Annotated in this window: 21 protein-coding genes; 3 read left to right on the top strand and 18 right to left on the bottom strand. The window is 72.4% G+C overall.

The window, feature by feature from the left end; translation table 11 throughout:
- Both ABZT14_RS18200 and fmt read right to left on the bottom strand, forming a co-directional pair.
- Positions 1 to 1,410 carry a transcription antitermination factor NusB gene (locus ABZT14_RS18200; RefSeq protein WP_356303492.1) on the bottom strand — a complete coding sequence of 470 codons (1,410 nt, stop codon included), beginning with the start codon at positions 1,408 to 1,410 and terminating at the stop codon, positions 1 to 3.
- Between the two features lie 121 nt (positions 1,411 to 1,531).
- Positions 1,532 to 2,464 (bottom strand): methionyl-tRNA formyltransferase, encoded by a 933-nt coding sequence (gene fmt / locus ABZT14_RS18195; RefSeq protein WP_356303490.1) that lies wholly within the window; start codon positions 2,462 to 2,464, stop codon positions 1,532 to 1,534.
- A gap of 279 nt (positions 2,465 to 2,743) precedes the next feature.
- Between fmt and ABZT14_RS18190 the strand changes: the two genes are divergently transcribed.
- Positions 2,744 to 3,223, top strand: coding sequence for a hypothetical protein (locus ABZT14_RS18190; protein ID WP_356303488.1), 480 nt, complete (start codon positions 2,744 to 2,746; stop codon positions 3,221 to 3,223).
- A gap of 698 nt (positions 3,224 to 3,921) precedes the next feature.
- Here ABZT14_RS18190 and ABZT14_RS18185 read toward each other — a convergent pair.
- Entirely contained in the window at positions 3,922 to 6,072 is a 2,151-nt protein-coding gene (locus ABZT14_RS18185) for a primosomal protein N' (RefSeq protein WP_356303485.1), read from the bottom strand.
- Between the two features lie 152 nt (positions 6,073 to 6,224).
- Between ABZT14_RS18185 and ABZT14_RS18180 the strand changes: the two genes are divergently transcribed.
- Positions 6,225 to 6,392 (top strand): hypothetical protein, encoded by a 168-nt coding sequence (locus ABZT14_RS18180; protein ID WP_356303482.1) that lies wholly within the window; start codon positions 6,225 to 6,227, stop codon positions 6,390 to 6,392.
- Between the two features lie 539 nt (positions 6,393 to 6,931).
- On the opposite strand, the gene metK is transcribed toward ABZT14_RS18180, so the two are convergent.
- From metK to pyrR, 13 genes are all read right to left on the bottom strand, one after another.
- The gene (gene metK, locus ABZT14_RS18175) at positions 6,932 to 8,149 is read right to left on the bottom strand and encodes a methionine adenosyltransferase (RefSeq protein WP_356303479.1); all 1,218 of its coding nucleotides are present in this window, start codon (positions 8,147 to 8,149) and stop codon (positions 6,932 to 6,934) included.
- Positions 8,150 to 8,408: 259 nt separating this feature from the next.
- Entirely contained in the window at positions 8,409 to 9,614 is a 1,206-nt protein-coding gene (gene coaBC, locus ABZT14_RS18170) for a bifunctional phosphopantothenoylcysteine decarboxylase/phosphopantothenate--cysteine ligase CoaBC (RefSeq protein ID WP_356303476.1), read from the bottom strand.
- Positions 9,615 to 9,714: 100 nt separating this feature from the next.
- A complete protein-coding gene (gene rpoZ, locus ABZT14_RS18165) occupies positions 9,715 to 9,987 on the bottom strand; it encodes a DNA-directed RNA polymerase subunit omega (RefSeq protein WP_027751092.1) in 273 nt (90 codons plus the stop codon).
- An 81-nt stretch (positions 9,988 to 10,068) separates the two neighbouring features.
- On the bottom strand, positions 10,069 to 10,617 hold the full coding sequence (gmk, locus tag ABZT14_RS18160) for a guanylate kinase (protein ID WP_356303473.1): 549 nt from the start codon (positions 10,615 to 10,617) through the stop codon (positions 10,069 to 10,071).
- A gap of 85 nt (positions 10,618 to 10,702) precedes the next feature.
- Positions 10,703 to 11,026, bottom strand: coding sequence for an integration host factor, actinobacterial type (locus ABZT14_RS18155; protein ID WP_237320366.1), 324 nt, complete (start codon positions 11,024 to 11,026; stop codon positions 10,703 to 10,705).
- A 227-nt stretch (positions 11,027 to 11,253) separates the two neighbouring features.
- The gene (pyrF, locus tag ABZT14_RS18150) at positions 11,254 to 12,099 is read right to left on the bottom strand and encodes an orotidine-5'-phosphate decarboxylase (RefSeq protein ID WP_356303469.1); all 846 of its coding nucleotides are present in this window, start codon (positions 12,097 to 12,099) and stop codon (positions 11,254 to 11,256) included.
- Positions 12,099 to 13,217 (bottom strand): quinone-dependent dihydroorotate dehydrogenase, encoded by a 1,119-nt coding sequence (locus ABZT14_RS18145; RefSeq protein WP_356304078.1) that lies wholly within the window; start codon positions 13,215 to 13,217, stop codon positions 12,099 to 12,101. The genes pyrF and ABZT14_RS18145 overlap by 1 nt, the downstream gene beginning before the upstream one ends.
- A gap of 53 nt (positions 13,218 to 13,270) precedes the next feature.
- Entirely contained in the window at positions 13,271 to 16,585 is a 3,315-nt protein-coding gene (gene carB, locus ABZT14_RS18140; protein ID WP_356303466.1) for a carbamoyl-phosphate synthase large subunit, read from the bottom strand.
- Positions 16,578 to 17,753: a glutamine-hydrolyzing carbamoyl-phosphate synthase small subunit gene (carA, locus tag ABZT14_RS18135; RefSeq protein WP_356303463.1), complete on the bottom strand. Its 1,176-nt coding sequence runs from the start codon at positions 17,751 to 17,753 to the stop codon at positions 16,578 to 16,580. The genes carB and carA overlap by 8 nt, the downstream gene beginning before the upstream one ends.
- A complete protein-coding gene (locus ABZT14_RS18130) occupies positions 17,750 to 18,367 on the bottom strand; it encodes a hypothetical protein (protein WP_356303460.1) in 618 nt (205 codons plus the stop codon). The genes carA and ABZT14_RS18130 overlap by 4 nt, the downstream gene beginning before the upstream one ends.
- A complete protein-coding gene (locus ABZT14_RS18125) occupies positions 18,364 to 19,671 on the bottom strand; it encodes a dihydroorotase (RefSeq protein WP_356303457.1) in 1,308 nt (435 codons plus the stop codon). Before ABZT14_RS18125 ends, ABZT14_RS18130 begins: the two co-directional genes overlap by 4 nt.
- On the bottom strand, positions 19,668 to 20,648 hold the full coding sequence (locus ABZT14_RS18120) for an aspartate carbamoyltransferase catalytic subunit (RefSeq protein WP_356303455.1): 981 nt from the start codon (positions 20,646 to 20,648) through the stop codon (positions 19,668 to 19,670). Before ABZT14_RS18120 ends, ABZT14_RS18125 begins: the two co-directional genes overlap by 4 nt.
- 96 nt (positions 20,649 to 20,744) lie before the next feature.
- Positions 20,745 to 21,320, bottom strand: coding sequence for a bifunctional pyr operon transcriptional regulator/uracil phosphoribosyltransferase PyrR (gene pyrR / locus ABZT14_RS18115; RefSeq protein WP_356303453.1), 576 nt, complete (start codon positions 21,318 to 21,320; stop codon positions 20,745 to 20,747).
- Between the two features lie 229 nt (positions 21,321 to 21,549).
- On the opposite strand from pyrR, the gene bldD reads away from it, so the two are divergent.
- On the top strand, positions 21,550 to 22,047 hold the full coding sequence (gene bldD, locus ABZT14_RS18110; protein ID WP_356303451.1) for a transcriptional regulator BldD: 498 nt from the start codon (positions 21,550 to 21,552) through the stop codon (positions 22,045 to 22,047).
- 186 nt (positions 22,048 to 22,233) lie between these two features.
- Here bldD and nusB read toward each other — a convergent pair whose 3' ends face one another.
- Positions 22,234 to 22,665: a transcription antitermination factor NusB gene (gene nusB, locus ABZT14_RS18105; RefSeq protein WP_356303449.1), complete on the bottom strand. Its 432-nt coding sequence runs from the start codon at positions 22,663 to 22,665 to the stop codon at positions 22,234 to 22,236.
- A 2-nt stretch (positions 22,666 to 22,667) separates the two neighbouring features.
- Positions 22,668 to 23,234 carry an elongation factor P gene (efp, locus tag ABZT14_RS18100; RefSeq protein WP_356303447.1) on the bottom strand — a complete coding sequence of 189 codons (567 nt, stop codon included), beginning with the start codon at positions 23,232 to 23,234 and terminating at the stop codon, positions 22,668 to 22,670.
- Positions 23,235 to 23,298: the final 64 nt, after the last annotated feature.

Here is a 23,298-nt window from a genome sequence, read left to right as displayed (position 1 = left end):
TCATCCGGTACGGCGCAGCAGGGCCAGGTACATCGCGTCGGTGCCGTGCAGGTGGGGCCACAGCTGTACGTCGGGCCCCTCCCCCAGGTCGTCCACTCCGGGCATCAGGGGCCGGGCGTCGACCAGTTCGGCACCGGGACCGCCGTCCAGCACGTCGTCCACCACCACCCGGGTCTCGGCCGGGTGGGGCGAGCAGGTGGCGTAGCCGACGACCCCGCCGACCCGTACCGCGCGCAGGGCCTGGCGTAGCAGTTCGCGTTGCAGGGGCGCGAAGCCGGCGACATCCTCCGGGCGGCGGCGCCAGCGGGACTCGGGGCGGCGGCGCAGCGCCCCCAGGCCGCTGCACGGTACGTCCACCAGGACCCGGTCGAAGGTGCCCTCCCGCCAGGGGGGCCGGGTCCCGTCGGTGGTGAGGACCGCGTACGGGCCCGGGTTGCCCTCCAGGGAGCGGGCGACCAGTTCGGCGCGGTGCTGCTGCTTCTCGCCGGCCACCAGCAGCGCGCCCCGTTCGGCGGCCAGCGCGGCGAGCAGCGCCGCCTTGCCTCCGGGGCCCGCGCAGGCGTCCAGCCAGTGGTGGTCCGGGCCGTCCACGGGTGCCGCCGCCAGGGCCAGGGCGACCAGTTGGCTGCCCTCGTCCTGCACCCCGGCCCGGCTCTCGCGCACCGCGTCCACCGCTCCGGGTTCGCCGCCCTCGGCCAGCCGTACCGCGTACGGGGACCAGCGGCCGGGTACCGCCTGGTCGACCTTCAGCAGCTCCTCGACGGTGGACCGGCCGGGGCGGGCGACCAGGGTGACGCGGGGGCGCTCGTTGTCGGCGGCCAGCAACCGCTCCATGCCCTTGCTGCCTCCGCCCAGGGCATCCCACAGCGCGGAGACCACCCAGCGGGGGTGGGCGTAGCGGATGCCGAGGTGTTCCTCGGCGTCCTCCTCGTAGGGCGGGGCGACCCGGTCCAGCCAGCCGTCGAGGTCGTCGGCGGTGACCTTGCGCAGTACGGCGTTGACGAACTTGGCGCGGCCGTCGCCCAGCACCACCCGGGCCAGTTCCACGGTGGTGCTGACGGCGGCGTGCTGGGGGACCCGGGTGCCGAGCAACTGGTGGACGCCCAGCGACAGTACGTCCAGCACCGGCGGGTCCACCTCGCTCAGCGGGCGGTCCACGCAGGCGGCGATGATCTCGTCGTAGGTGCCCTGCCAGCGCAGGGTGCCGTAGACGAGTTCGGTGGCCAGGGCCGCGTCCCGGGAGTCCCAGCCCTCCCGCTGGCGGGCCTTGGCCAGCAGGGGTGGGAGGACGAGGTTGGCGTAGGCGTCGCGTTCGTCCACCGCGCGCAGGGCCTCGAAGGCCAGCAGCCGTACGGGGTCCTTCTGGGGGCGGCGGTAGGGCTTGGGGCTGCGGCGGGGCCGGGTGCTCAAACTGGGGACGCTTTCGCGAGTACGGGTCAGGGGGCACCCCAGGGTACGTGAACCACCCGGGGGGCTCCGATGCGGACCGCCCCCCACCTCGCCCGTCGGGCCAGGTGCGCGGGAGGACCCGTTACCCGCCCAACACGTCCCCGCTCCCGATGCGTACGCCCCGGGCCCAGTCGGCGGCCCGCATCGGCTTCTTGCCCTGGGGCTGCACCCACTCCAGCCGTACCGGGTGGGAGCCGGTGCCGCAGTGCACGGAGTTCTTGCCGGCCGACAGTTCCCCCGGGGCCAGGGGGCCGTGCTCGGGGTCCGGGGTGACCGACCGCAGCTTCAGCCGTTCCCCCCGGAACAGCGTCCACGCACCGGGGTTGGGCGAGCAGCCCCGCACCACCCGGTCGACCCGCAGGGCGGGCGTGGCCCAGTCGACCCGGGCGTCCTCCACGGTGAGCTTGGGGGCCAGGGTCACGCCCTCGTCGGGCTGGGGTACGGCCTTGAGGGAACCGTCGTCGATGCCGTCCATGGTGGCCGCCAGCAGTCCGGCGCCGGCGAAGGCGAGACGGGTGAGCAGGTCACCGCTGGTGTCCCGGGGGCGCACCTCCTCGGTCACCACCCCGTAGACCGGGCCGGAGTCCAGGCCCTCCTCGATCTGGAAGGTGGACGCCCCGGTCACCTCGTCGCCGGCCAGTACCGCGTGCTGCACGGGGGCGGCGCCGCGCCAGGCGGGCAGCAAGGAGAAGTGCAGGTTGACCCAGCCGTGCCGGGGGACGCTCAGCGCGGAGGCGGGCAGCAGGGCGCCGTAGGCGACCACCGGGCAGCAGTCGGGGGCGAGTTGACGCAGCCTCGCCTGGAAGTCCTCGTCCCGGGGGTGGGCCGGCTTGAGCACCTCCACCCCGGCCTCCTCCGCCCGCTCCGCGACCGGGCTGGCCACCAGGCGCCGGCCCCGTCCGGCGGGGGCGTCCGGGCGGGTCACCACGGCGACCACCTCGTGCCGGTCCGAGCCCAGCAGGGCGTCCAGCGCGGGAACCGCGACCTCGGGGGTGCCGGCGAAGACAAGCCGCATGGGGGACAACTACCTCTCACAACAGGTGACATGACGCCGGTCGACGGGCCCCGCCGGCCGGCCGGTGGACGCCCCGCGCGGAGTGGGGTACGGCGCGAGGGGGTCGCCTGGAGTCTACGTTCCCGATCACGGACCTCGGGGGCGCACGGGGTCCAGCCAAACAGCGTCGCACGCCCCCTGCCGTGACTCGGGCGGACCCTCACGCGTTGGTCAAACGAGATTGACCAGACGGGCAGCTCCACAGCCCGGCCCGAGACACCCGGTTCGAGAGGCTTCCTCATGGCCGACCACGTCACTCACGACACCCAAGCGCGGGCCAGCCTGCATGTGCTGGTACGGGACATCGAGCGGGTCCGCCGGCAGGTGGACGCCTTGCGTACCCTCACCGCGCAGCTGGGCAACGTCTACCGGCCCCGACGCACCGGGACGACCACCGGTTTCGTGGTCTACGGCAGAGCGCCCGCGCCCACCGTGCGGCTGGCCCAGGAGCTGAGGGACAGTGTGGAGAGCCTGGTGACCGCCGCGGTGGAGTTCGACCGCTCGCTGGGTTTCTCCTGGGACGCGGTCGGTTCGGCCCTGGGGGTCACCAAGCAGGCCGTGCACCGACGGTACGGAAGCCGACGTACCGCACCCGCCGGAGAGCGGGCCGCCCGGGAGGCGACCGCCACCGTACCGGCCGCCCGTGCCGTACCCCACGGCATCGAACGGCCGGCCAACGACCCTCGCCCCGGGGCCCTTCCGGGCCCCCGTCACGGCTGACTCCTCCACAGTCGCGACGCCCCGCCCGGCGCCCCCACCGGTTCCACTCCCGCCGGTAAGGGCGCCGGGCGCCTGTGGTGAGGGCGCTCCCCCGAGCCCTCACCTCCCGTGGTTCGAGGGCGCCCCGGGGCCACGCGTCCACCCACGACCTCTCCCCCACCACCACGCCCACGGAAGCATCCACGGCCACCCCCGAGAAACGCGACTGTGACCCCGACCCCGGCCTGACCTCGCGCCCCTGTGCCCACCACCAGCAGGGAGACCACGTCCAGCAACTCCTCGCGATGGCCCACCAAGGGCGACCCGGGGCCACGCATCCACCCACGACTTCTCCCCCACCACCACGCCCACGGAAGCATCCACGGCCACCCCCGGAAAACGCGACCATGGCCCCGACCCCGGCCTGACCTCGCGCCCTGCGCCCCGACGGGCAGCCCAGCAAATCGTCGCGATGGCCCACCAGGGGCCCCGGAGCGCCCAGCAGCATGGCCCGCCTCGAAGTGCCACCACCCCGTGCCCGGTGAGCGCGTCCATCGTCAACAGCGAGCGCCCGTCGGGGAGTTCCAGCGCGTCGTACCGTCGCCGCCGGCGGCGGGTACGACTCGGTCGTGTTGGCGCCCGGGCCGCGCCTCGACCCGCCCACCCGGGGTACGCCCCGAGCCACGCCCGGCTGGTGCCCGCCCTGGCCCGGGCGGCGCCTAGCCGATGTCCAGCGGGTCGACCCGGATCATCACCGCCGGCCCCTCCCTACGGGCCAGCCGCAGTGCCTGCGCCTGCTTGAGCGCGCCGGCCAGGGCCGCCCCGGACCCCGGGGGAACCCGTACCAGCGCCCGTTCCCAGCTCTCCCCCACCGGGGGTTCGCCCGGCCGACGTGGCCGGCCCGCCGGCACCATCGGCAACGGCACCGGGCCCAACACCTCGGCCTCGGGCGGCAGTTCGGCCAGCCCCAGCAGATCGGCGACCGCCTCCGGGGGGCCGCTGACCGCCGCCATCCGGGACACCGGAGGGAACCCCAGTTGGGTACGCTCCGACAGCTCGCGGTCCGCGAACCCCTCGGGGTCCCACCGCACCAGCGCCTGCACCGGTCGCAGTGACCCCTCGGCCATCACCACCACACAGCCGCCCGCGTCCTGGGGGCGGGTCAGAGCGGCGGCGGCCAGCCAGCACCGCAGCGCCTCCTCTCCCGCTCTGAGGTCCGGCCGGCCCAGCAGGGACCAGCCATCCAGCAGCAGCGTCGCCGCGTACCCCGGCCCCTCGGGCACCGGCTCGGCACCCGGTGTGGCGATCACCAGCGCCGGACGGTCGGGCACCGTGTCCATCACCTGGCCCCGCCCCGAGGTGCGCACCGGTACGGAGGGGAAGGCCCGCCCCAGTTCCTCGGCGGTACGCCGGGCGCCGAACACCTGCCCGCGCAGCCGGTCGGCCCCACAGGTCGGACAGTGCCAGCCGGGGCAGGTGGTCGCGCACCAACCGCAGCCCAACTCCCCCTGTTCACCCAGCACTTCCAGCGGACCGGAGCAGGTGGAGCAGCGGGCCGGCTGCCGGCAGCGCTCACACACCAGCCGGGGCACGTACCCCCGGCGGGGGACCTGCACCAGCACCGGTCCGACGTCCAGGGCGTCCCGTACCGTGCGCCAGGCGAGGCTCGGCAACCGTGCCGCCCGCGCCGCCGGGTCCCGGGCCTCCTCGGTCTCGTCCACGGTGCGCACCAGGGGGGCGTGGCGGCGCACCCCCTCACGGCCCGCGCCGAGTACCCCGGCCCACCCCGACTCCACCATGCGGGCCGCCTCCACGGTGCGGGAGTGCCCGCCCAGCAGCACGGCGGCCCCCTCGGTCACCGCCCGCTGGGCCAGCACCTCGCGGGCGTGGGGCTGGGGGGCGTGCGGTTCGGAGTGGCTGGTGTCGCCGTCGTCCCACAGGGCCACCAGCCCCAGTTCGGCGACCGGGGCGAACATTGCGGCCCGGGTGCCCACCACCGCGCGTACGGTGCCCCGGCGTACCCGCAGCCAGCGGCGGTACCGCTCCTCCGGGCCGGCGTCCGCCGTCAGCAGCACGTGGCGCCCGGGTCCGAGCAGCGAGGTCAGCGCCTGGTCCATCCGTTTCGCGGCCCGACCGTCCGGCACCACGGTCAGCGCCCCCCGCCCCGAGGACAGCGCGGCCACCATCGCCCGGGCCAGCTCGTCCGGCCAGCCCGGTCCCGGCAACGCCGTCCACACCGCCCGGGGCGACTCCCCCCGGGACAGCGCGCCGAGGAACTCCGGCCCCCGGGGGTAGCGCGCCCACCCACCGGGTTCCGGTACGGCCGGGCTCGGCGCCGGTTCGGCCACCGGCTCGCCCTCCGGGCGCGCCCGCCGGGGCGGAACGGCCAGCTGTACGACGTCGGCCACGGTGCCCGCGTACCGGTCGGCCACCGCACGGCACAACCTCAGCAGTTGCGGTGACAGCACCGGCTCGGGCGACAGCACCTGGGCCAGCGGTGCCAGGGGGCCGGCGAAGTCGCTCTCGGCGACCCGCTCCACGACGAAGCCGTTCAGCAGCCCGCCGCCCTCCCGGCGGCCGTCCGCCACCCGGGCACCGAACCGGACACGTACCCGCACCCCCGGCTGGGCCTCGGCGTCCATGGCCTCGGGCACCGCGTAGTCGAAGTAGCGGTCCAGGTGGATCAGTCCCTTGTCCACCAGCACCCGGGCCACCGGCCGCTCGGCGGCCAGGGCCGCCCCCCGCCAGGTACGCGGGCGGGCGCGAGGGGGCTTGCGCTTCCGCACCGTCTCCCGGATCAGCGCCAGCTGCTCCCCGACCCCCTCCTCCGGCTCCTCCGGCGGGTTGCTCCGCTCCTTCTCGCTGCTCACTCCGCCAGTCATAGCAGACCCCGACGACACCCCGGACGGTCAGTGACCCCTGGCCCACCGGGGCGGGCGTCATGCCGGGCCGCGCGTCACGGGGCGCCCGGGCGTCTCACTTCCGGGGTGTCCGGGGCAGGGCGGCGCGGATCGCCGCACCGATGTCCACCACGTCAGTCCCCCACTCCCGCAACCAGCCGGCCAGCTGCCTGATCGACCAGTCCCTGCGCCAGCCCTCGTCCAGCAGCTCCTGGAGGGTGAATCGGCTGCGCAGACAGCTACTCCCGGCTCAGTACGCGCTCTCGGTGCGGCAAGCCCCTCGCAACTGACCGGGGCGAGGAGAACAAGGAGGTGTGACCCCGCTCCCCTGTAGCGGCCGGAGCTCCACGTCCCGCCACAGAGTCACCAGTTCGTGCTGATCATCGCTGATGGCAACGGCTCAGAGCCCACGCACCGTTCGTGGGCTTCCAGCGTCACCGCCCGGTACGTGTCCACCCACTCACAGGGCGGCCCCCGAGGCTCGGGGGTGCCGCTGGGATCCTGGGAGATCGGTGACCGCGTTCTGGTGTGGTGGGCCCCGCGACACAGCGAGGCGCCGGAAGAGTCGACGCAGCGCCTCGGCGACGGCGGCTCACGGCGGCCCACCCACCGTGACAACGCGGCGAGGTGCGGCACACCCGGGGCCACCGCACGCGAGCCTCTCAGTGATCCGAACGACACGCCCCAAGCCCCTGCCGGCCGACCGGTGCGTGGCGTCCTCGGCCTTCTCCCCTGAGATCCCCGACATCGCCCACCCCCGGAACACACCACGCCCCTGGTTCCCGGCTGTCAGCCGGGAACCAGGGGCGTGCGGGTGGCTTGGGTCGGATCAGACGCCGGCGGCCTTGCGCAGGGCGTCCACCCGGTCGGTGCGCTCCCAGGTGAAGTCCGGCAGCGCCCGGCCGAAGTGGCCGTACGCGGCGGTCTGGGCGTAGATCGGGCGCAGCAGGTCCAGGTCCCGGATGATGGCGGCCGGGCGGAGGTCGAAGACCTGGCTGATGGCCTTCTCGATCCGGTCGACCTCGATGCTCGCGGTGCCGAAGGTCTCGACGAACAGTCCGACCGGCTCGGCCTTGCCGATGGCGTAGGCGACCTGCACCTCGCAGCGGCGGGCCAGGCCGGCGGCCACCACGTTCTTGGCGACCCAGCGCATGGCGTACGCGGCGGAGCGGTCCACCTTGGACGGGTCCTTGCCGGAGAAGGCACCGCCACCGTGGCGGGACATGCCGCCGTAGGTGTCGATGATGATCTTCCGGCCGGTGAGGCCGGCGTCGCCCATGGGGCCGCCGATCTCGAAGCGCCCGGTGGGGTTGACCAGCAGGCGGTAGGCGTCGATCTCCAGCTCGATGCCCTCCTCGACCAGCTTCTTCAGCTCCGGCTCCACCACGAACTCGCGGATGTCCGGGGCCAGCAGGGAGTCCAGGTCGATGTCGGAGGCATGCTGGGAGGAGACGACCACGGTGTCCAGACGGACCGCGCGGTCACCGTCGTACTCGATGGTGACCTGGGTCTTGCCGTCGGGACGGAGGTAGGGGATGGTGCCGTTCTTCCGCACCTCGGACAGGCGCTGGGCCAGGCGGTGCGCCAGGGTGATCGGCAGCGGCATGTACTCCGCGGTCTCGTCGCAGGCGTAGCCGAACATCAGGCCCTGGTCGCCGGCGCCCTGCCGCTCCAGCTCGTCCTCTTCGGAGCTGGCGCCCTCGACCCTGCTCTCGTAGGCGGTGTCCACGCCCTGGGCGATGTCCGGGGACTGCGCGCCGATGGACTCGGAAACGCCGCAGGAGGCGCCGTCGAAGCCCTTCTTGGACGAGTCGTACCCGATGTCGAGGATCTTGTTCCGCACCAGGGAGGCGATCGGGGCGTACGCCTTGGTGGTGACCTCGCCGGCCACATGGACCAGGCCGGTGGTGATCAGCGTCTCCACGGCGACCCGGGAACGCGGGTCCTCCTTGAGGAGAGCGTCGAGAATGGTGTCGCTGATCTGGTCAGCGATCTTGTCCGGGTGACCCTCGGTCACGGACTCGGAGGTGAACAGGCGGCGGGACACATCGCTCCCTGGGGTTGCAGCGGCTGCTGTCTGAGCATGGTTCGGACCGTTACGGGGCTGCGCCCTGGGGCGGTCCGGGGCTTAGTTTATCCATCCCGACCCGTGTTCGGTCTATGGCGTCTCACAGCGTGAGGCTTTTACCAGGGAACCGCCGGGACCGTTGTGGCCTGGCGGAGTACCCCTACCGCCCAGGTCGTTCCGGGTGCTCGCCCGTGCCTGACACCATCCGCCGGCCTCCCCCCGACAGCCCGCCGACCGGTCACCAGCGCGCCAGAACCTGGTCCCACACCACCTCGGCGAGGTCCTCCTTGGGGCCGTGGGGCACCGGGAGTTCGGTGCCGTCGGCGCCGAGGACCACCGCCTCGTTGTCGGTCGAGCCGAACGTACGGTGCTCGCCGACCTCGTTGACCACCAGCAGGTCGCAGCCCTTGCGCTCCAGCTTGCGGCGGCCGTTGGCCAGGACGTCGTCGGTCTCCGCGGCGAAGCCCACCACGACCTGCCCGGCCCGTGCCCGCTTGGCCGCGATCTCGGCCAGCACGTCGGGGTTGCGGACCAGGGTGATCGGATCGGGCTCACGGTCGTCGGTCTTCTTGATCTTCCCCGGCGCGTACACCGCCGGCCGGAAGTCGGCCACCGCCGCGGCCATCACCACCGCGTCGGCCTCGGCCGCCGCCTCCACCACGGCCTGCCGCAACTGCTCGGCGGTGGCGACCGGCACCACGTCCACACCCGCCGGGTCCGGCAGCCCCACGGCCGCGCTGACCAGGGTGACCCGTGCTCCCCGGGCCGCCGCGACCCGGGCCAGGGCGTACCCCTGGAGGCCGGAGGAGCGGTTGCCCAGGTAGCGCACCGGGTCCAGGGGTTCCCTGGTGCCGCCGGCGCTGACCACCACGTGCCGCCCGGACAGGTCGGCCGTGGCCGCGCCGGCCCCCCGGGCCAGTACCCGTCGGCACAGCTGGAAGATCTGCTCGGGGTCGGGCAGCCGGCCCTTGCCGGTGTCCACTCCGGTCAGGCGCCCCACCGCCGGCTCCACCACGACGGTGCCCCGCCGGCGGAGGGTGGCGACGTTCTCCCGGGTGGCGGGGTGCTCCCACATCTCGGTGTGCATCGCCGGGGCCATCACGACCGGACAGCGGGCGGTGAGCAGGGTGTTGGTGAGCAGGTCGTCGGCCAGCCCGTGCGCCGCCCTGGCCATCAGGTCGGCGGTGGCGGGGGCGATCACCAACAGGTCGGCCTCCTGGCCGATCCGTACGTGGGGAACCTGGTGGACGTCGTTCCAGACCTCGGTCTCTACGGGGTTGCCGGACAGCGCGGACCAGGTGGGTTCGCCGACGAAGCGCAGCGCGGAGGCGGTGGGCACCACCCGTACCCGGTGGCCGGACTCGGTGAGTCGGCGCAGCAGTTCGCACGCCTTGTACGCGGCGATCCCGCCGCTGACGCCCAGGACGACCCTTGGCTGGTCCATCGCTCCGCCTCTCCGCCCGCTGTCACAGTGGCCTCACACACCACGGACCCGGCAGTCGCGCTGTCGGGTCCGTGACGGTGTCGCTGGATGTGCTGGTGCCTTACTGCGGCGGCGCCTCGATGGCCTCGGAGGTCAACAGGCCGGCGTTGATCTCGCGCAGCGAGATGGACAGCGGCTTCTCGTGGACGTGGGTGTCCACCAGCGGGCCGACGTACTCCAGCAGGCCCTCTCCGAGCTGCGAGTAGTACGCGTTGATCTGACGGGCGCGCTTGGCGGCGTAGATCACCAGGCTGTACTTCGAGTCGGTGGCCTCAAGCAGCTCATCAATCGGCGGGTTGATGATGCCCTCGGGCGTGGTGATGGAAGAGGACACGCTCTGCCTTCCGAAGGGGATGAAGATGGGTTGCCCTCCCGGCGTTCCCGAACGCCGAGGGCGGCGGGAGAAGGGGGAGAGTCAGAGCAAGGCTAGCAGTTCGGCGGTGACCTCCTCGACCGAGGTGTTGACCAGGGTGTGGTCGAACTCCGGCTCGGCGGCCAGCTCGGTACGGGCGGCCATCAGCCGCTGCTCGATGACCTCGGGCGACTCCGTACCCCGGCCGGTGAGCCGGCGGACCAGCTCGTCCCAGCTGGGCGGGGCGAGGAAGACCAGCTGGGCCTCGGGCATGGACTCCCGGACCAGCCGGGCGCCCTGGAGGTCGATCTCCAGCAGGACCGGTTCGCCGGTGTCCAGCCGGTCGGCCACCGCCCGACGGGGTGTGCCGTAGCGGTTGCCGGCGAACTCGGCCCACTCCAGCAGCTCGCCGTTGGCGATCAGCTTGTCGAACTCGTCGTCGCCCACGAAGTGGTACTGGACCCCGTCCTGTTCGCCCGGCCGCGGCTTGCGGGTGGTGGCCGAGACGGAGAGCCAGACCTCGGGGTGGACCTTGCGCAGATGAGCGACGACCGTGCTCTTACCGACCCCTGAGGGGCCGGAGAGCACGGTCAGCCGCGGACGTTCACTCATGCGGTGATTATCCAGACTCCGGCGGGCACCTGGCCAACCGCCCACGGTGGCGGACCCCGGGGGGCCTCAGGCGCCGGCCTGTCGATCAGGCGGAAGCGCCACCGAACTCGCGCTCAAGAGCCGCGATCTGGTTGGAGCCAAGGCCGCGAACCCGGCGGCTCTCGGAGATGCCGAGCCGCTCCATGATCTGCTTCGCGCGGACCTTGCCGACGCCGGGCAGCGACTCAAGGAGGGCGGAGACCTTCATCTTGCCGATGACATCGTTCTCCTGGCCCTGCTTGATCACGTCATGGAGGGAAGCACCGGAGTGCTTCAGCCGGTTCTTGACCTCGGCGCGCTCCCGGCGAGCCGCGGCGGCCTTTTCTAGCGCGGCTGCGCGCTGTTCAGGGGTAAGGGGCGGAAGAGCCACGCCTACGTCACCTCGGATGTCGAACTGTCAGTTGGGAGCAGGAGCGGCGGCCCGTGAGCCCCACACCTGCGGGAACAACGAACAACGCGCCTGTTGCGCGGTGCTCTCGACGGAGACTAGCGGCCAAGCGCGCCTGAGTCAGCGAGAACGACGTAAAAGTCCAGGTCAGACTTGCTCGACTAGGGCAAACCCTGACAAAAAATCCTGGATTTGGCCCCGAGCGGAAGCTATGCCACCGCTTCTCGCACCTCCTGAACGAAGTGCTCGGCGGCCTGACGCAGCCCCTCGACGTCCGGGCCCGCGCCCAACACCACCCTGCTGACGCTCGGCAACACCGACCCCACGGAGGGTCCGAACACCCCGGGAAGATCGGCCGGCGTCGCCCCCTGGGCACCGATCCCGGGCGCCAACAGCGGGCCCCCGATACGCAGGTCGGCGCCGGCCTCGGCGACGGCGTCCCCCAGGGTCGCCCCGACCACCGCCCCGAAGGAGCCCCACGGAGCCTCGCCGGCGTTCTCCTCGGCGAGGTGGGAGAGCACGGTGGCGGCCAGCGAGGTGCCGTCCGGGCACCGCGCGTGCTGCACCTCGGCCCCCTCGGGGTTGGAGGTGAGCGCCAGGACGAACAGTCCGGCGCCCGACTCCCGGGCCCGGCGCACGGCCGGGGCCAGCGAGCCGTACCCCAGGTACGGGCTGACGGTCAGGGCGTCGCTGAACAGGGGGGAGTCGGGGTCGAGGTAGGCGGCGGCGTAGGCGTCCATGGTGGAGCCGATGTCCCCACGCTTGGCGTCCATCAGCACCAGGGCGCCGGCCTCGCGTGCCTCGGCCACCGCCTGTTCCAGCACGGCCACCCCACGGGAGCCGAACCGTTCGAAGAACGCCGACTGCGGTTTGAGCACCGCCACCCGGTCGGCGAGGGCCTCCACCGTGGTGCGGGTGAACCGCTCCAGTCCGCTGACGTCGTCGGTCAGCCCCCAGGAGGTGAGCAGCGAGGGGTGGGGGTCGATGCCCACGCACAGTGGGCCTCGGGCGTCCATGGCCTGGCGCAGTCGGGCGCCGAAGGGTGCGGGTGACATCAGGTGGTGGTCCTCCGGTTGTCCGCGCCGACGGCCTCGGCGAGGGTCTCGTAGGGGCTGGCGGCCAGTCGGGCGGCCAGGCCCCGGTGGATACGGCGGGCCCACTGGGGGCCCTGGTAGGCGAAGGCGCTGTACCCCTGCACCAGGGTGGCCCCGGCCCGTACGCGGTCCCACACGTCGTCAGCGGTCTCCACCCCGCCGACCCCGACGAGGGTGACCCGGTCCCCGACCCTGCGGTGCAGCCGCCGCAGCACGTCCAGGGAGCGCTGCCGCAGGGGGGCGCCGGACAGTCCGCCCGCTCCGCAGGCCGTGACCTGGTCGGGGTGGCTGCGCAGCCCCTCGCGGGAGGTGGTGGTGTTGGTGGCGATGATGCCGTCCAGCCCGAGTGCGACCGCGAGGTCGGCGACCTGGTCGACGTCCTCCTCGGCCAGGTCCGGGGCGATCTTCACCAGCAGGGGCACCCGTCGGCGGGTGTGCTCGTCGGCGGCGGCACGTACGGCGGACAGCAGGGGGCGCAGCCGCTCCACTGCCTGGAGGTCCCGCAGTCCGGGGGTGTTGGGGGAGGAGACGTTGACCACCAGGTAGTCGGCCAGTCCGGCCAGGGCCCGGGTGGAGTGGACGTAGTCCTCGACGGCCTCCTCCTCGGGCACCGTCTTGGTCTTGCCGATGTTGACGCCCACCACGGTGTCCGGTCGGAAGGGGCGGGTGGCGCGGCGGTGGGCCAGTCGTGCCGCGACGGCGGTGGAGCCGTCGTTGTTGAAGCCCATCCGGTTGACCAGCGCCCGGTCCTCGGTGAGCCGGAACAGCCGGGGCCGGGGGTTGCCCGGCTGGGGCTGGCCGGTGACCGTGCCGATCTCGACGAAGTCGAAGCCGGCCATGCTGAGGGCGTCGACACCCCGGGCGTTCTTGTCGAAGCCGGCGGCCAGACCGAAGGGGCCGGGCAGGTCCAACCCCAGGGCGTGTACGCGGAGTTGGGGCAGCTCGGGGGCGAGCCGGGCCCGTACCGCGGTGCGCAGCAGCGGGGTGCGGGCGGCCAGCCGTAGGGTGCCGAAGCCCAGGTGGTGGGCGCGTTCGGCGTCCATCCGGGCGAAGACGGTACGGAACAGCAGGGGGTACAGGTCGGGCTCCCGGTGTTCGGGGGGCGCCCGTGGCGGGCGCCCCCTTGCGAGGGTCAGGACTGGCGGGCGGCGGTGAGGTGACGGGCGTGCTCCTGGAGGGAGCGCACCCCGACCTCGCCCCGGGTCACCGCGTCGACGCCCTGCACGGCGGCGGCCAGTGCCTGGACGGTGGTCAGGCAGGGCACGGAGCGGGCGACGGCGGCGGTACGGATGTCGTAGCCGTCCAGCCGGCCCCCGGTGCCGTACGGGGTGTTCACGATCAGGTCGATCTCGCCGTCGTGGATGAGCTGGACCACGGTCCGCTCGCCGGCCGGGCCCTCGCCCTGGCTGTGCTTGCGCACCACGGTGGCCTTGATGCCGTTGCGGCGCAGGACCTCGGCGGTACCTGCGGTGGCCAGCAACTCGAAGCCGAGGGCGACCAGTTCGCGGGCGGGGAAGACCAGGGAGCGCTTGTCCCGGTTGGCGACCGAGACGAAGGCCCGGCCCTTGGTGGGCAGCGCCCCGTAGGCGGCGGTCTGGGACTTGGCGTAGGCGGTGCCGAACACCGAGTCGATGCCCATCACCTCGCCGGTGGACCGCATCTCGGGGCCGAGCACGGTGTCCACTCCCCTGCCGTGCACGTCGCGGAACCGGCTCCAGGGCAGCACCGCCTCCTTGACGGAGATCGGCGCGTCCAGGGGCAGGGTGCCCCCGTCGCCCTCGGCGGGCAACATGCCCTCGGCCCGCAGTTCGGCCACGGTCGCGCCCAGGGAGATCCGGGCGGCGGCCTTGGCCAGGGGCACGGCGGTGGCCTTGGAGGTGAAGGGGACCGTACGGGAGGCGCGGGGGTTGGCCTCCAGTACGTAGAGGATGTCCCCGCCCAGGGCGAACTGGATGTTGATCAGCCCCCGGACGCCGACTCCCCGGGCGATGGCCTCGGTGGAGGCGCGCAGCCGCTTGATGTCGTACCCGCCCAGGGTGATGGGGGGCAGGGCGCAGGCGGAGTCGCCGGAGTGGATGCCGGCTTCCTCGATGTGCTCCATGACGCCGCCGAGGTACAGCTCGTGGCCGTCGTAGAGGGCGTCCACGTCGATCTCTATGGCGTCGTCCAGGAAGCGGTCGACCAGCACCGGGTGTTCGGAGATCAGCCCGGCGTGCCGTTCCAGGTAGGCGCTGAGGGCGGCCTCGTCGTAGACGATCTCCATCCCCCGTCCGCCCAGGACGTAGGAGGGGCGCACCATCACCGGGTAGTTGATCTCGGCGGCGATGGCCCGGGCCTCCTCGAAGGAGTGGGCGGTGCCGTACTTGGGGGCGGGCAGTCCGGCCTCGGCCAGTACCCGTCCGAAGGCGCCGCGTTCCTCGGCGAGGTGGATGGCCTCGGGCGGGGTGCCCACGATCGGTACCCCGTTGTCCTTGAGCGCCTGGGCCAGGCCCAGTGGGGTCTGGCCGCCGAGTTGGACCACCACGCCGGCGACCGGTCCGGCCTCCCGCTCGGCGCGCACCACCTCCAGGACGTCCTCCAGGGTGAGCGGTTCGAAGTAGAGCCGGTCGGAGGTGTCGTAGTCGGTGGAGACGGTCTCGGGGTTGCAGTTGACCATCACGGTCTCGAAGCCGGCGTCGTGCAGGGCGAAGGAGGCGTGCACGCAGGAGTAGTCGAACTCGATGCCCTGGCCGATGCGGTTGGGGCCCGAGCCGAGGATGATCACGGCCGGGCGCTGCCGGGGCGCGACCTCGGTCTCCTCGTCGTAGGAGGAGTAGAAGTACGGGGTACGGGCGGCGAACTCGGCGGCGCAGGTGTCCACCGTCTTGAACACCGGCCGGACGCCCAGGGCGTGCCGCACCTCGCGGACCACGTCCTCCCGCAGCCCGCGCAGGTCGGCGATCTGCGCGTCGGACAGGCCGTACCGCTTCGCCTCGGCCAGCACCTCCGGCCCCAACTGGGGGGCTTCGGCGACCTGTTGGGCCACCTCGTGGATCAGGTAGAGCTGGTCCAGGAACCAGGGGTCGATCCGGGTGGCCTCGAACAGCTCCCCGGGGCGTGCTCCGGCGCGGATGGCGGCCATCACGGTGTTGATCCGGCCGTCGGTGGGCCGACCGGCCGCCTCCAGCAGGGGGGCCAGTTCGCCGGGGTCGCCGGCGAAGTCGAACTGGCTGTCCTTCTTCTCCAGGGAGCGCAGCGCCTTGTTGAGCGCCTCGGGGAAGTTCCGGCCGATCGCCATGGCCTCCCCCACCGACTTCATGGTGGTGGTCAGGGTGCCGTCGGCCGCCGGGAACTTCTCGAAGGCGAACCGGGGGGCCTTGACCACCACGTAGTCGAGGGTGGGTTCGAAGGAGGCGGGGGTCTGCTCGGTGATGTCGTTGGGGATCTCGTCCAGGGTGTAGCCGACGGCCAGCTTGGCCGCGATCTTGGCGATCGGGAAGCCGGTGGCCTTGGAGGCCAGCGCCGAGGAGCGGGACACCCGGGGGTTCATCTCGATGACGATCACCCGGCCGTCGGCCGGGTTCACCGCGAACTGGATGTTGCAGCCGCCGGTGTCCACCCCGACCTCGCGGATCACCGCGATCCCGATGTCCCGCAGCACCTGGTACTCCCGGTCGGTGAGGGTCATCGCGGGGGCGACGGTGATGGAGTCCCCGGTGTGGACGCCCATGGGGTCGAAGTTCTCGATGGAGCAGACGACCACGACGTTGTCGTGCTTGTCGCGCATCAGCTCCAGCTCGTACTCCTTCCACCCGAGGATGGACTCCTCCAGCAGCACCTCGGTGGTGGGCGACAGGGTCAGGCCCTGGCCGGCGATCCGGCGCAGCTCCTCCTCGTCGTGGGCGAAGCCGGAACCGGCGCCGCCCATGGTGAAGGAGGGGCGAACCACCACCGGGTAGGTGCCGCCGAGGGTCTGTACGCCGTCGAGGACCTCCTCCATGGAGTGGCAGATCACCGAGCGGGCGGAGTCGCCGTGTCCGATCCGGGCCCGTACCGCCTCCACGACCTCCTTGAACTGGTCGCGGTCCTCGCCCTTGTTGATGGCCTCGACGTTGGCGCCGATCAGCTCCACCCCGTACCGCTCCAGGGTGCCGGCCTCGTGCAGGGCGATGGCGGCGTTCAGCGCGGTCTGCCCGCCCAGGGTGGGCAGCAGCGCGTCCGGCCGCTCCCGGGCGATGATCCGCTCCACGAACTCGGGGGTGATCGGCTCGACGTAGGTGGCGTCGGCGATCTCCGGGTCGGTCATGATGGTGGCCGGGTTGGAGTTGACCAGGATGACCCGGAGCCCCTCGGCCTTGAGTACCCGGCACGCCTGGGTGCCGGAGTAGTCGAACTCGGCGGCCTGGCCGATGACGATCGGTCCCGAACCGATGACCAGGACGGACTGGATGTCGGTGCGCTTAGGCACGCTGGCCCTCCAAGAGCTGGTGCGGGGACTCGTCGCGCATCAGCTCGACGAACCGGTCGAACAGGTAGGCGGCGTCGTGGGGTCCGGCGGCGGCCTCGGGGTGGTACTGGACGCTGAACGCCGGCCGGTCCAGCAGCCGCAGGCCCTCGACCACCTGGTCGTTGAGGCACACATGGGAGACCTCGGCGCGCCCGTAGGGGGTGTCGCTGATCTGGCCGACGGGGGCGTCCACGGCGAACCCGTGGTTGTGTGCGGTGACCTCGACCCGGCCGGTGGCCAGGTCCTTCACCGGCTGGTTGATGCCCCGGTGGCCGTACTTGAGCTTGTAGGTGCCGAAGCCCAGGGAGCGGCCCAGGATCTGGTTGCCGAAACAGATGCCGAACAGGGGCGTACGCCTCTCCAGCACCCCCCGCATCAGGGCCACCGGACCGTCGGCGGTGGCCGGGTCCCCGGGCCCGTTGGAGAAGAACACCCCGTCCGGCTCCACCTGGTACAGCCGCTCCAGGCTGGTGTCGGCCGGCAGGACGTGCACCTCGACGCCCCGTTCGGCCAGCCGTCGGGGGGTCATGCCCTTGATGCCCAGGTCCACGGCGGCCACCGTGAAGCGCCGCTCACCGACCGCGGGCACCACGTACGGCTCGGTGGTGGCCACCTCGCCGCACAGGTCGGCGCCCTTCATCGCGGGGGCGCTCCGCACCCTCTCCCGCAGGGTGGCCTCGTCGGCCAGGGCCTCGCCGGAGAAGATGCCCACCCGCATCGCGCCCCGTTCGCGCAGGTGGCGGGTGAGGGCGCGGGTGTCGACCCCGCTGATGCCCACCACGCCCTGGGCGGCCAGCTCCTCGTCCAGGCCGCGTACCGCGCGCCAGTTGGAGGACCTCCGGGCCGGGTCGCGGACCACGTAGCCGGCGACCCAGATGCGGTCGGACTCCGGGTCCTCGTCGTTGACCCCGGTGTTGCCCACGTGGGGGGCGGTCATCACCACGACCTGACGGTGGTACGAGGGGTCGGTGAGGGTCTCCTGGTAGCCGGTCATCCCGGTGGAGAACACCGCCTCGCCGACGGTCTCCCCGACCGCCCCGTAGGCCCGGCCGTGGAAACTGCGGCCGTCCTCCAGGACGAGTACGGCGGGGATCCGGCCGGCGGCGGCACTCCCGGTGACGGTGCTCATGTCGCGCCTTCCTGCTTGTGCGGGGTGGCGACGTCGCTGTCGCCGGCGGGTTCCTTCACGTCCCGGCCCTGTGACCGGGCGATCTCTTCGACTGCCGTGACCCACGCCCCGTGCTCGGCCGCACGGTCGGAGCGGAAGCCGGAGTCGAGGGTGCGGTCGCCGTGGCTCCAGGTGAGGACCAGCAGTCCGCCCTCGGTGACCACCTTGCCGGCGATCCCGGTGTCCAGCCGGGCGCCGCGCAGACGGTCGCGGGGGATGAGGAAGTCCCGCGAACCGGGGCGGACCACGCGTACGCCCTCCTCGGTGAGGGCGAGTTCGACCCGGCTGCGGATGCCCAGGTCGTGGGCGACGATGCGGTCCAGCCACTGTCCGGCGCCGGTGGAGCCGTGGTACCGGCCGGTCAGTCGGAGGGTGGGGGTGCCCGGGTCCTCGGGCACCGGCGCGAGCGGGGGCAGGTCGCCCTGGAGGGTGGCCCGCCACTTCCAGCCCTGGCGCATCAGCCAGTACAGCAGGGCCACGAACAGCAGCAGCCCGACCACCCAGCCGATCCGGGCGGCCCAGTCGGTGACCTCCTGGGACCGCTGCTGCTCCGCGAGGAGGAGAAGGGTGCTCATACCAGCTTCCCCTCCCGCACGGTGGCACGTCCCCGGAGGAGGGTGTGGGTGACCCGCCCGGGCAACTCCCGCCCCCGATACGGGGAGTTACGGCTGCGGGAGGCGAACCCGGCGGGGTCCACCGCCTCCCGGTGACCGGGGTCCACCAGCACCAGGTTGGCCGGCTCCCCCTCGGCCACCGGCCGGCCCTGACCGGTCAGCCGTCCGATGCGCGCCGGGCGCAGCGACATCCGGTCGGCCACCTGGGCCCAGTCCAGCAGCCCGGTGTCCACCATGGTGTGCTGCACCACGGACAGGGCGGTCTCCAGCCCGACCATCCCCATGGCGGCGGCACCCCACTCGCAGTCCTTGTCCTCGTGGGGGTGCGGGGCGTGGTCGGTGGCCACACAGTCGATGGTGCCGTCGGCCAGCGCCTCGCGCAGCGCGAGCACGTCGGCCTCGGTGCGCAGCGGGGGGTTCACCTTGTAGACCGGGTCGTAGGAGCGTACGAGGTCGTCGGTCAGCAGCAGGTGGTGCGGGGTGACCTCGGCGGTGACGTTCCAGCCCTTGGACTTGGCCCAGCGGACGATCTCCACCGAGCCGGCGGTGGACAGGTGGCAGATGTGCACCCGGGACCCGACGTGGGCGGCCAGCAGGACGTCGCGGGCGATGATCGACTCCTCGGCCACGGCCGGCCAGCCGGTGAGCCCGAGTTCGGCGGAGACGGCGCCCTCGTTCATCTGGGCGCCCTCGGTGAGCCGGGGTTCCTGGGCGTGCTGGGCGATGACGCCGTCGAAGGCCTTCACGTACTCCAGGGCGCGGCGCATGATCACCGCGTCGTCCACGCACTTGCCGTCGTCGGAGAAGACCCGTACCCCGGCGGCGGACTCGAACATGGCGCCCAGCTCGGCGAGTTGGCGTCCCTCCAGGCCGACGGTGACCGCGCCGACCGGCTGGACGTCGCAGTAGCCGGACTCCTGGCCCAGCCGCCACACCTGCTCCACCACCCCGGCGGTGTCGGCGACGGGGAAGGTGTTGGCCATGGCGTGGACGGCGGTGAAGCCGCCGACGGCGGCGGCACGGGTGCCGGTGAGTACCGTCTCGGAGTCCTCCCGGCCGGGTTCGCGCAGGTGGGTGTGCAGGTCGACCAGTCCGGGCAGCAGCACCTGGCCGTCGGCCTCGATGACCTCGGCGCCCCTGGTGGCGGTGTCGGGGAGGCGCTGGCCGACGGCGGCGACGCGTCCGTCCTCGACCAGTACGTCCTGGGGTTCGCCGCCCAGCACCCGGGCCGCGCGCAGCAGGGTCCTGTTCTCGCTGTGGCTCACTGTGTCTCCTTGGTGCGGGCGGTGCCCTGGGTGCTGGTGGCCGACTCGTTGCCGCTGAGCAGCAGGTACAGCACGGCCATACGGATGCTGACGCCGTTGGTGACCTGTTCCACCGCGGTGCAGCGGGGGGAGTCGGCGACCTCGGCGGTGATCTCCATCCCCCGGTTCATCGGGCCGGGGTGCATCACCACGGCGTGCTGGGGCATCCGCGCCATGCGGACCCCGTCCAGGCCGTAGCGGCGGGCGTACTCCCGCTCGGTGGGGAAGTACGCGGCGTTCATCCGCTCCCGCTGGACCCGCAGCATCATCACCGCGTCCGACGTGCCCAGCACCTCGTCCAGGTCGTAGCTGACCCGGCAGGGCCAGCTGTCGGCGCCGATCGGCACCAGGGTGGGCGGGGCGACCAGGGTCACCTCGGCTCCCAGGGTGCTCAGCAGGTGGACGTTGGACCGGGCGACCCGGCTGTGCAGGATGTCGCCGACGAGGGTGACCCGCTGGCCGGCCAGGTCCCGGCCCACCTCTCCGACCAGTCGCCGGCGGAGGGTGAAGGCGTCCAACAGGGCCTGGGTGGGGTGCTCGTGGGTGCCGTCCCCGGCGTTGACCACCGAGCCGCCGATCCAGCCGGAGGTGGCCAGCCGGTGGGGGGCGCCGGAGTCGTGGTGGCGGATGACCACGGCGTCGGCGCCCATGGCCTCCAGGGTCAGCGCGGTGTCCTTCAACGACTCGCCCTTGGTCACCGAGGAGCCCTTGGCGGAGAAGTTGATGACGTCGGCGGACAGCCTCTTGGCGGCGGCCTCGAAGGAGATCCGGGTGCGGGTGGAGTCCTCGAAGAACAGGTTGACGATGGTCCGCCCGCGCAGGGTGGGCAGTTTCTTCACCGGGCGGTCGGCGACCTGCGCCAACTCCTCGGCGGTGTCGAGGATCAGTACGGCGTCATCGCGGCTGAGGTCGGCCGCCGAGGTCAGGTGACGCTTCATTCGGGCTGGCTCCAGGGGGCGGTTGCGGGCATACCGGGCGAGGGCGCGGCCGGGCCGGGTCGGGAGGGTCGTGTGGCCCTCGCGGGCGGCGGGTGGCTAGGCGGTGGCCGGCTGGGTCCCGAGCAGCACGCCGTCGCGGCCGTCCTCCTCGGTGAGCTGGACCCGGACGGTCTCCCGCAACGAGGTGGGGAGGTTCTTGCCGACGTAGTCCGCCCGGATGGGCAGCTGTCGGTGGCCCCGGTCGACGAGTACGGCGAGCTGTACGGCTCGGGGGCGGCCCAGGTCGCCCAGGGCGTCCAGGGCGGCGCGGATGGTGCGGCCGGAGAAGAGCACGTCGTCCACGAGCACCACCAGTCGGTCGTCCACCCCGGTCGGGGGGATGTCCGTGCGGGCCAGCGTGCGGGCGGGCCGCATCCGCAGGTCGTCGCGGTACATGGTGATGTCGAGGGAGCCGGTGGGGATGTCCCGGCCGGTGATCTGGGCGAGCCGCTCGCCGAGGCGGGTGGCCAGGTGGGTGCCACGGGTGGGGATGCCGAGCAGGACCACGTCCTGGGCGCCCTTGGCGCGTTCGACGATCTCGTGGGCGATGCGGGTGAGGACCCGTTGGATGTCCGGCGCCTCAAGGACCGGACGGGGTGCTTCCGCGTCGAAGGTGTCGTGGGTGCTGTCCATGGGAGAGGACCTCCTTCCCCGCCTCACGGGACGGGCCTTAAAGGACGTCTGGGGTCGATACCACAGCTGATGGCGCACCGCTGTCATATCGGCGGCCAACGGTATCAGCATCCCCGTTCGCCTCAACATTCGCCCAGGTCACGCGAGGGGTGCCCGCTCTCGGCTTGACGGCGGACATTACGCTGCGTAACCTCACACTGAGTTACCAAGACCTCGTCCGGGGAGCCTTATGTCCAGCGAATACGCCAAGCAGCTCGGAGCGAAGCTCCGGGCCATCCGCACCCAGCAGGGCCTTTCCCTGCACGGAGTCGAGGAGAAGTCCCAGGGCCGCTGGAAGGCGGTCGTGGTGGGCTCGTACGAGCGCGGTGACCGCGCCGTGACCGTGCAGCGACTGGCGGAACTGGCCGACTTCTACGGCGTACCGGTGCAGGAACTGCTGCCGGGCACCACGCCGGGCGGTGCCGCCGAGCCCCCGCCGAAGCTGGTCCTCGACCTGGAGCGACTGGCCCACGTGCCGGCCGACAAGGCCGGCCCCCTCCAGCGGTACGCGGCCACCATCCAGAGCCAGCGCGGCGACTACAACGGCCGGGTGCTGTCCATCCGCCAGGACGACCTGCGCACCCTCGCGGTGATCTACGACCAGTCCCCCTCGGTGCTGACCGAGCAGCTCATCGGCTGGGGCGTGCTGGACGCGGACGCCCGGCGGGCGGTCCACGAGGACGCCTGACCCCTCCCGACCCACCCGAACCCGGCACCTGTCGGGGCGTCAACCCGCCCTGACGGGGCCGGGGTTCGGTCGTGGGGCGGGCACGCACCCCACCCCGGCGTGAGGACACGCGCGAAGGGGCGGGACACCTTCGCGGTGTCCCGCCCCTTCGTGGTGTTCGTCCGACGTGTGGGCCCAAGGGCCCGACTACGCGCGGTGCAGGGTCGGCTTGAGCGACTTCAACCGGCTCAACAACCCGTTGACGAAGGGCGGGGAGTCGTCGGTGGAGAACTCCTGGGTCAGCTGCACGGCCTCGTCGATGACCACGGCGTCCGGGACGTCGTCCTCCCAGATCAGCTCGTAGGCCCCGAGCCGCAGCAGGTTGCGGTCCACGTCCGGCATCCGGTCCAGCGGCCAGTCCACGGAGTAGGTGGCCAGCAACTCGTCGATGCGCTGGGCGTGTTGGGCGTACCCCTCCACCAACTGCATGGTGTATTCGCTGACGGGGGGCTCCCTGCCGTCGCCCGCGTGGGCGCGCTGGATCCACTCGGCCATCACCGTCGCCACCGGGGCCTCCCGCTGGTCGGCCTCGAAGAGGATCTGGAAGGCGCGCTTTCGGGCCTTGTTCCGGGCTGCCACGGTTAGCTGTTCACCCGGCCGAGGTACTCGCCGGAGCGGGTGTCCACCTTGATCTTCTCGCCGGTGGTGATGAACAGCGGCACCCCGACCTCGTAACCCGTCTCCAGACGGGCGGGCTTGGACCCACCGGTGGAGCGGTCACCCTGCACGCCCGGCTCGGTGTGCTCGATGGTCAGCTCCACGGCTGCCGGCAGTTCGATGTAGAGCACCTGGCCCTCGTACATCGCCACCACCGCCTCGAAGCCCTCCAACAGGTAGTTGGCGGCGTCGCCCACGGTGGCCGGGGTGACGTTGATCTGGTCGTAGGTCTCCATGTCCATGAACACGAAGTCCTCGCCGTCCTTGTACGAGAACTGCATACCGCGCTTGTCCACGTTGGCCGTCTCGACCTTGGTGCCGGCGTTGAAGGTCTTGTCGACGATCTTGCCGGAGAGCACGTTCTTGAGCTTGGTGCGGACGAAGGCCGGGCCCTTGCCGGGCTTGACGTGCTGGAACTCGACTACGGACCAGAGCTGGCCCGCGTCGAGCTTGAGCACCATGCCGTTCTTGAGGTCGTTCGTGGTGGCCACGGTCGCGGAATCTCCTGAGACTGCTGCGGAACCAAGGACCGCTGCTCTGCCACGAATGAGTGGA

The sequence above is a fragment of the Streptomyces sp. NPDC005438 genome (genome assembly GCF_040606315.1).
Taxonomy (GTDB): Bacteria; Actinomycetota; Actinomycetes; order Streptomycetales; family Streptomycetaceae; genus Streptomyces.
Note: the sequence above shows the minus strand (reverse complement) of the source record. Positions and strands in the feature narration are given on the sequence as shown.

Bases quoted from the DNA above. Each gene is read 5' to 3' on its own strand.
- pyrF (WP_356303469.1), bottom strand. From the start codon at position 12,099: ATGTCACCCGCACCCTTCGGCGCCCGACTGCGCCAGGCCATGGACGCC.
- bldD (WP_356303451.1), top strand. From the start codon at position 21,550: ATGTCCAGCGAATACGCCAAGCAGCTCGGAGCGAAGCTCCGGGCCATC.
- ABZT14_RS18180 (WP_356303482.1), top strand. From the start codon at position 6,225: ATGTCCACCACGTCAGTCCCCCACTCCCGCAACCAGCCGGCCAGCTGC.
- carA (WP_356303463.1), bottom strand. From the start codon at position 17,753: ATGAGCACCGTCACCGGGAGTGCCGCCGCCGGCCGGATCCCCGCCGTA.
- coaBC (WP_356303476.1), bottom strand. From the start codon at position 9,614: ATGGACCAGCCAAGGGTCGTCCTGGGCGTCAGCGGCGGGATCGCCGCG.
- gmk (WP_356303473.1), bottom strand. From the start codon at position 10,617: ATGAGTGAACGTCCGCGGCTGACCGTGCTCTCCGGCCCCTCAGGGGTC.
- pyrR (WP_356303453.1), bottom strand. From the start codon at position 21,320: ATGGACAGCACCCACGACACCTTCGACGCGGAAGCACCCCGTCCGGTC.
- ABZT14_RS18130 (WP_356303460.1), bottom strand. From the start codon at position 18,367: ATGAGCACCCTTCTCCTCCTCGCGGAGCAGCAGCGGTCCCAGGAGGTC.
- fmt (WP_356303490.1), bottom strand. From the start codon at position 2,464: ATGCGGCTTGTCTTCGCCGGCACCCCCGAGGTCGCGGTTCCCGCGCTG.
- ABZT14_RS18120 (WP_356303455.1), bottom strand. From the start codon at position 20,648: ATGAAGCGTCACCTGACCTCGGCGGCCGACCTCAGCCGCGATGACGCC.
- ABZT14_RS18190 (WP_356303488.1), top strand. From the start codon at position 2,744: ATGGCCGACCACGTCACTCACGACACCCAAGCGCGGGCCAGCCTGCAT.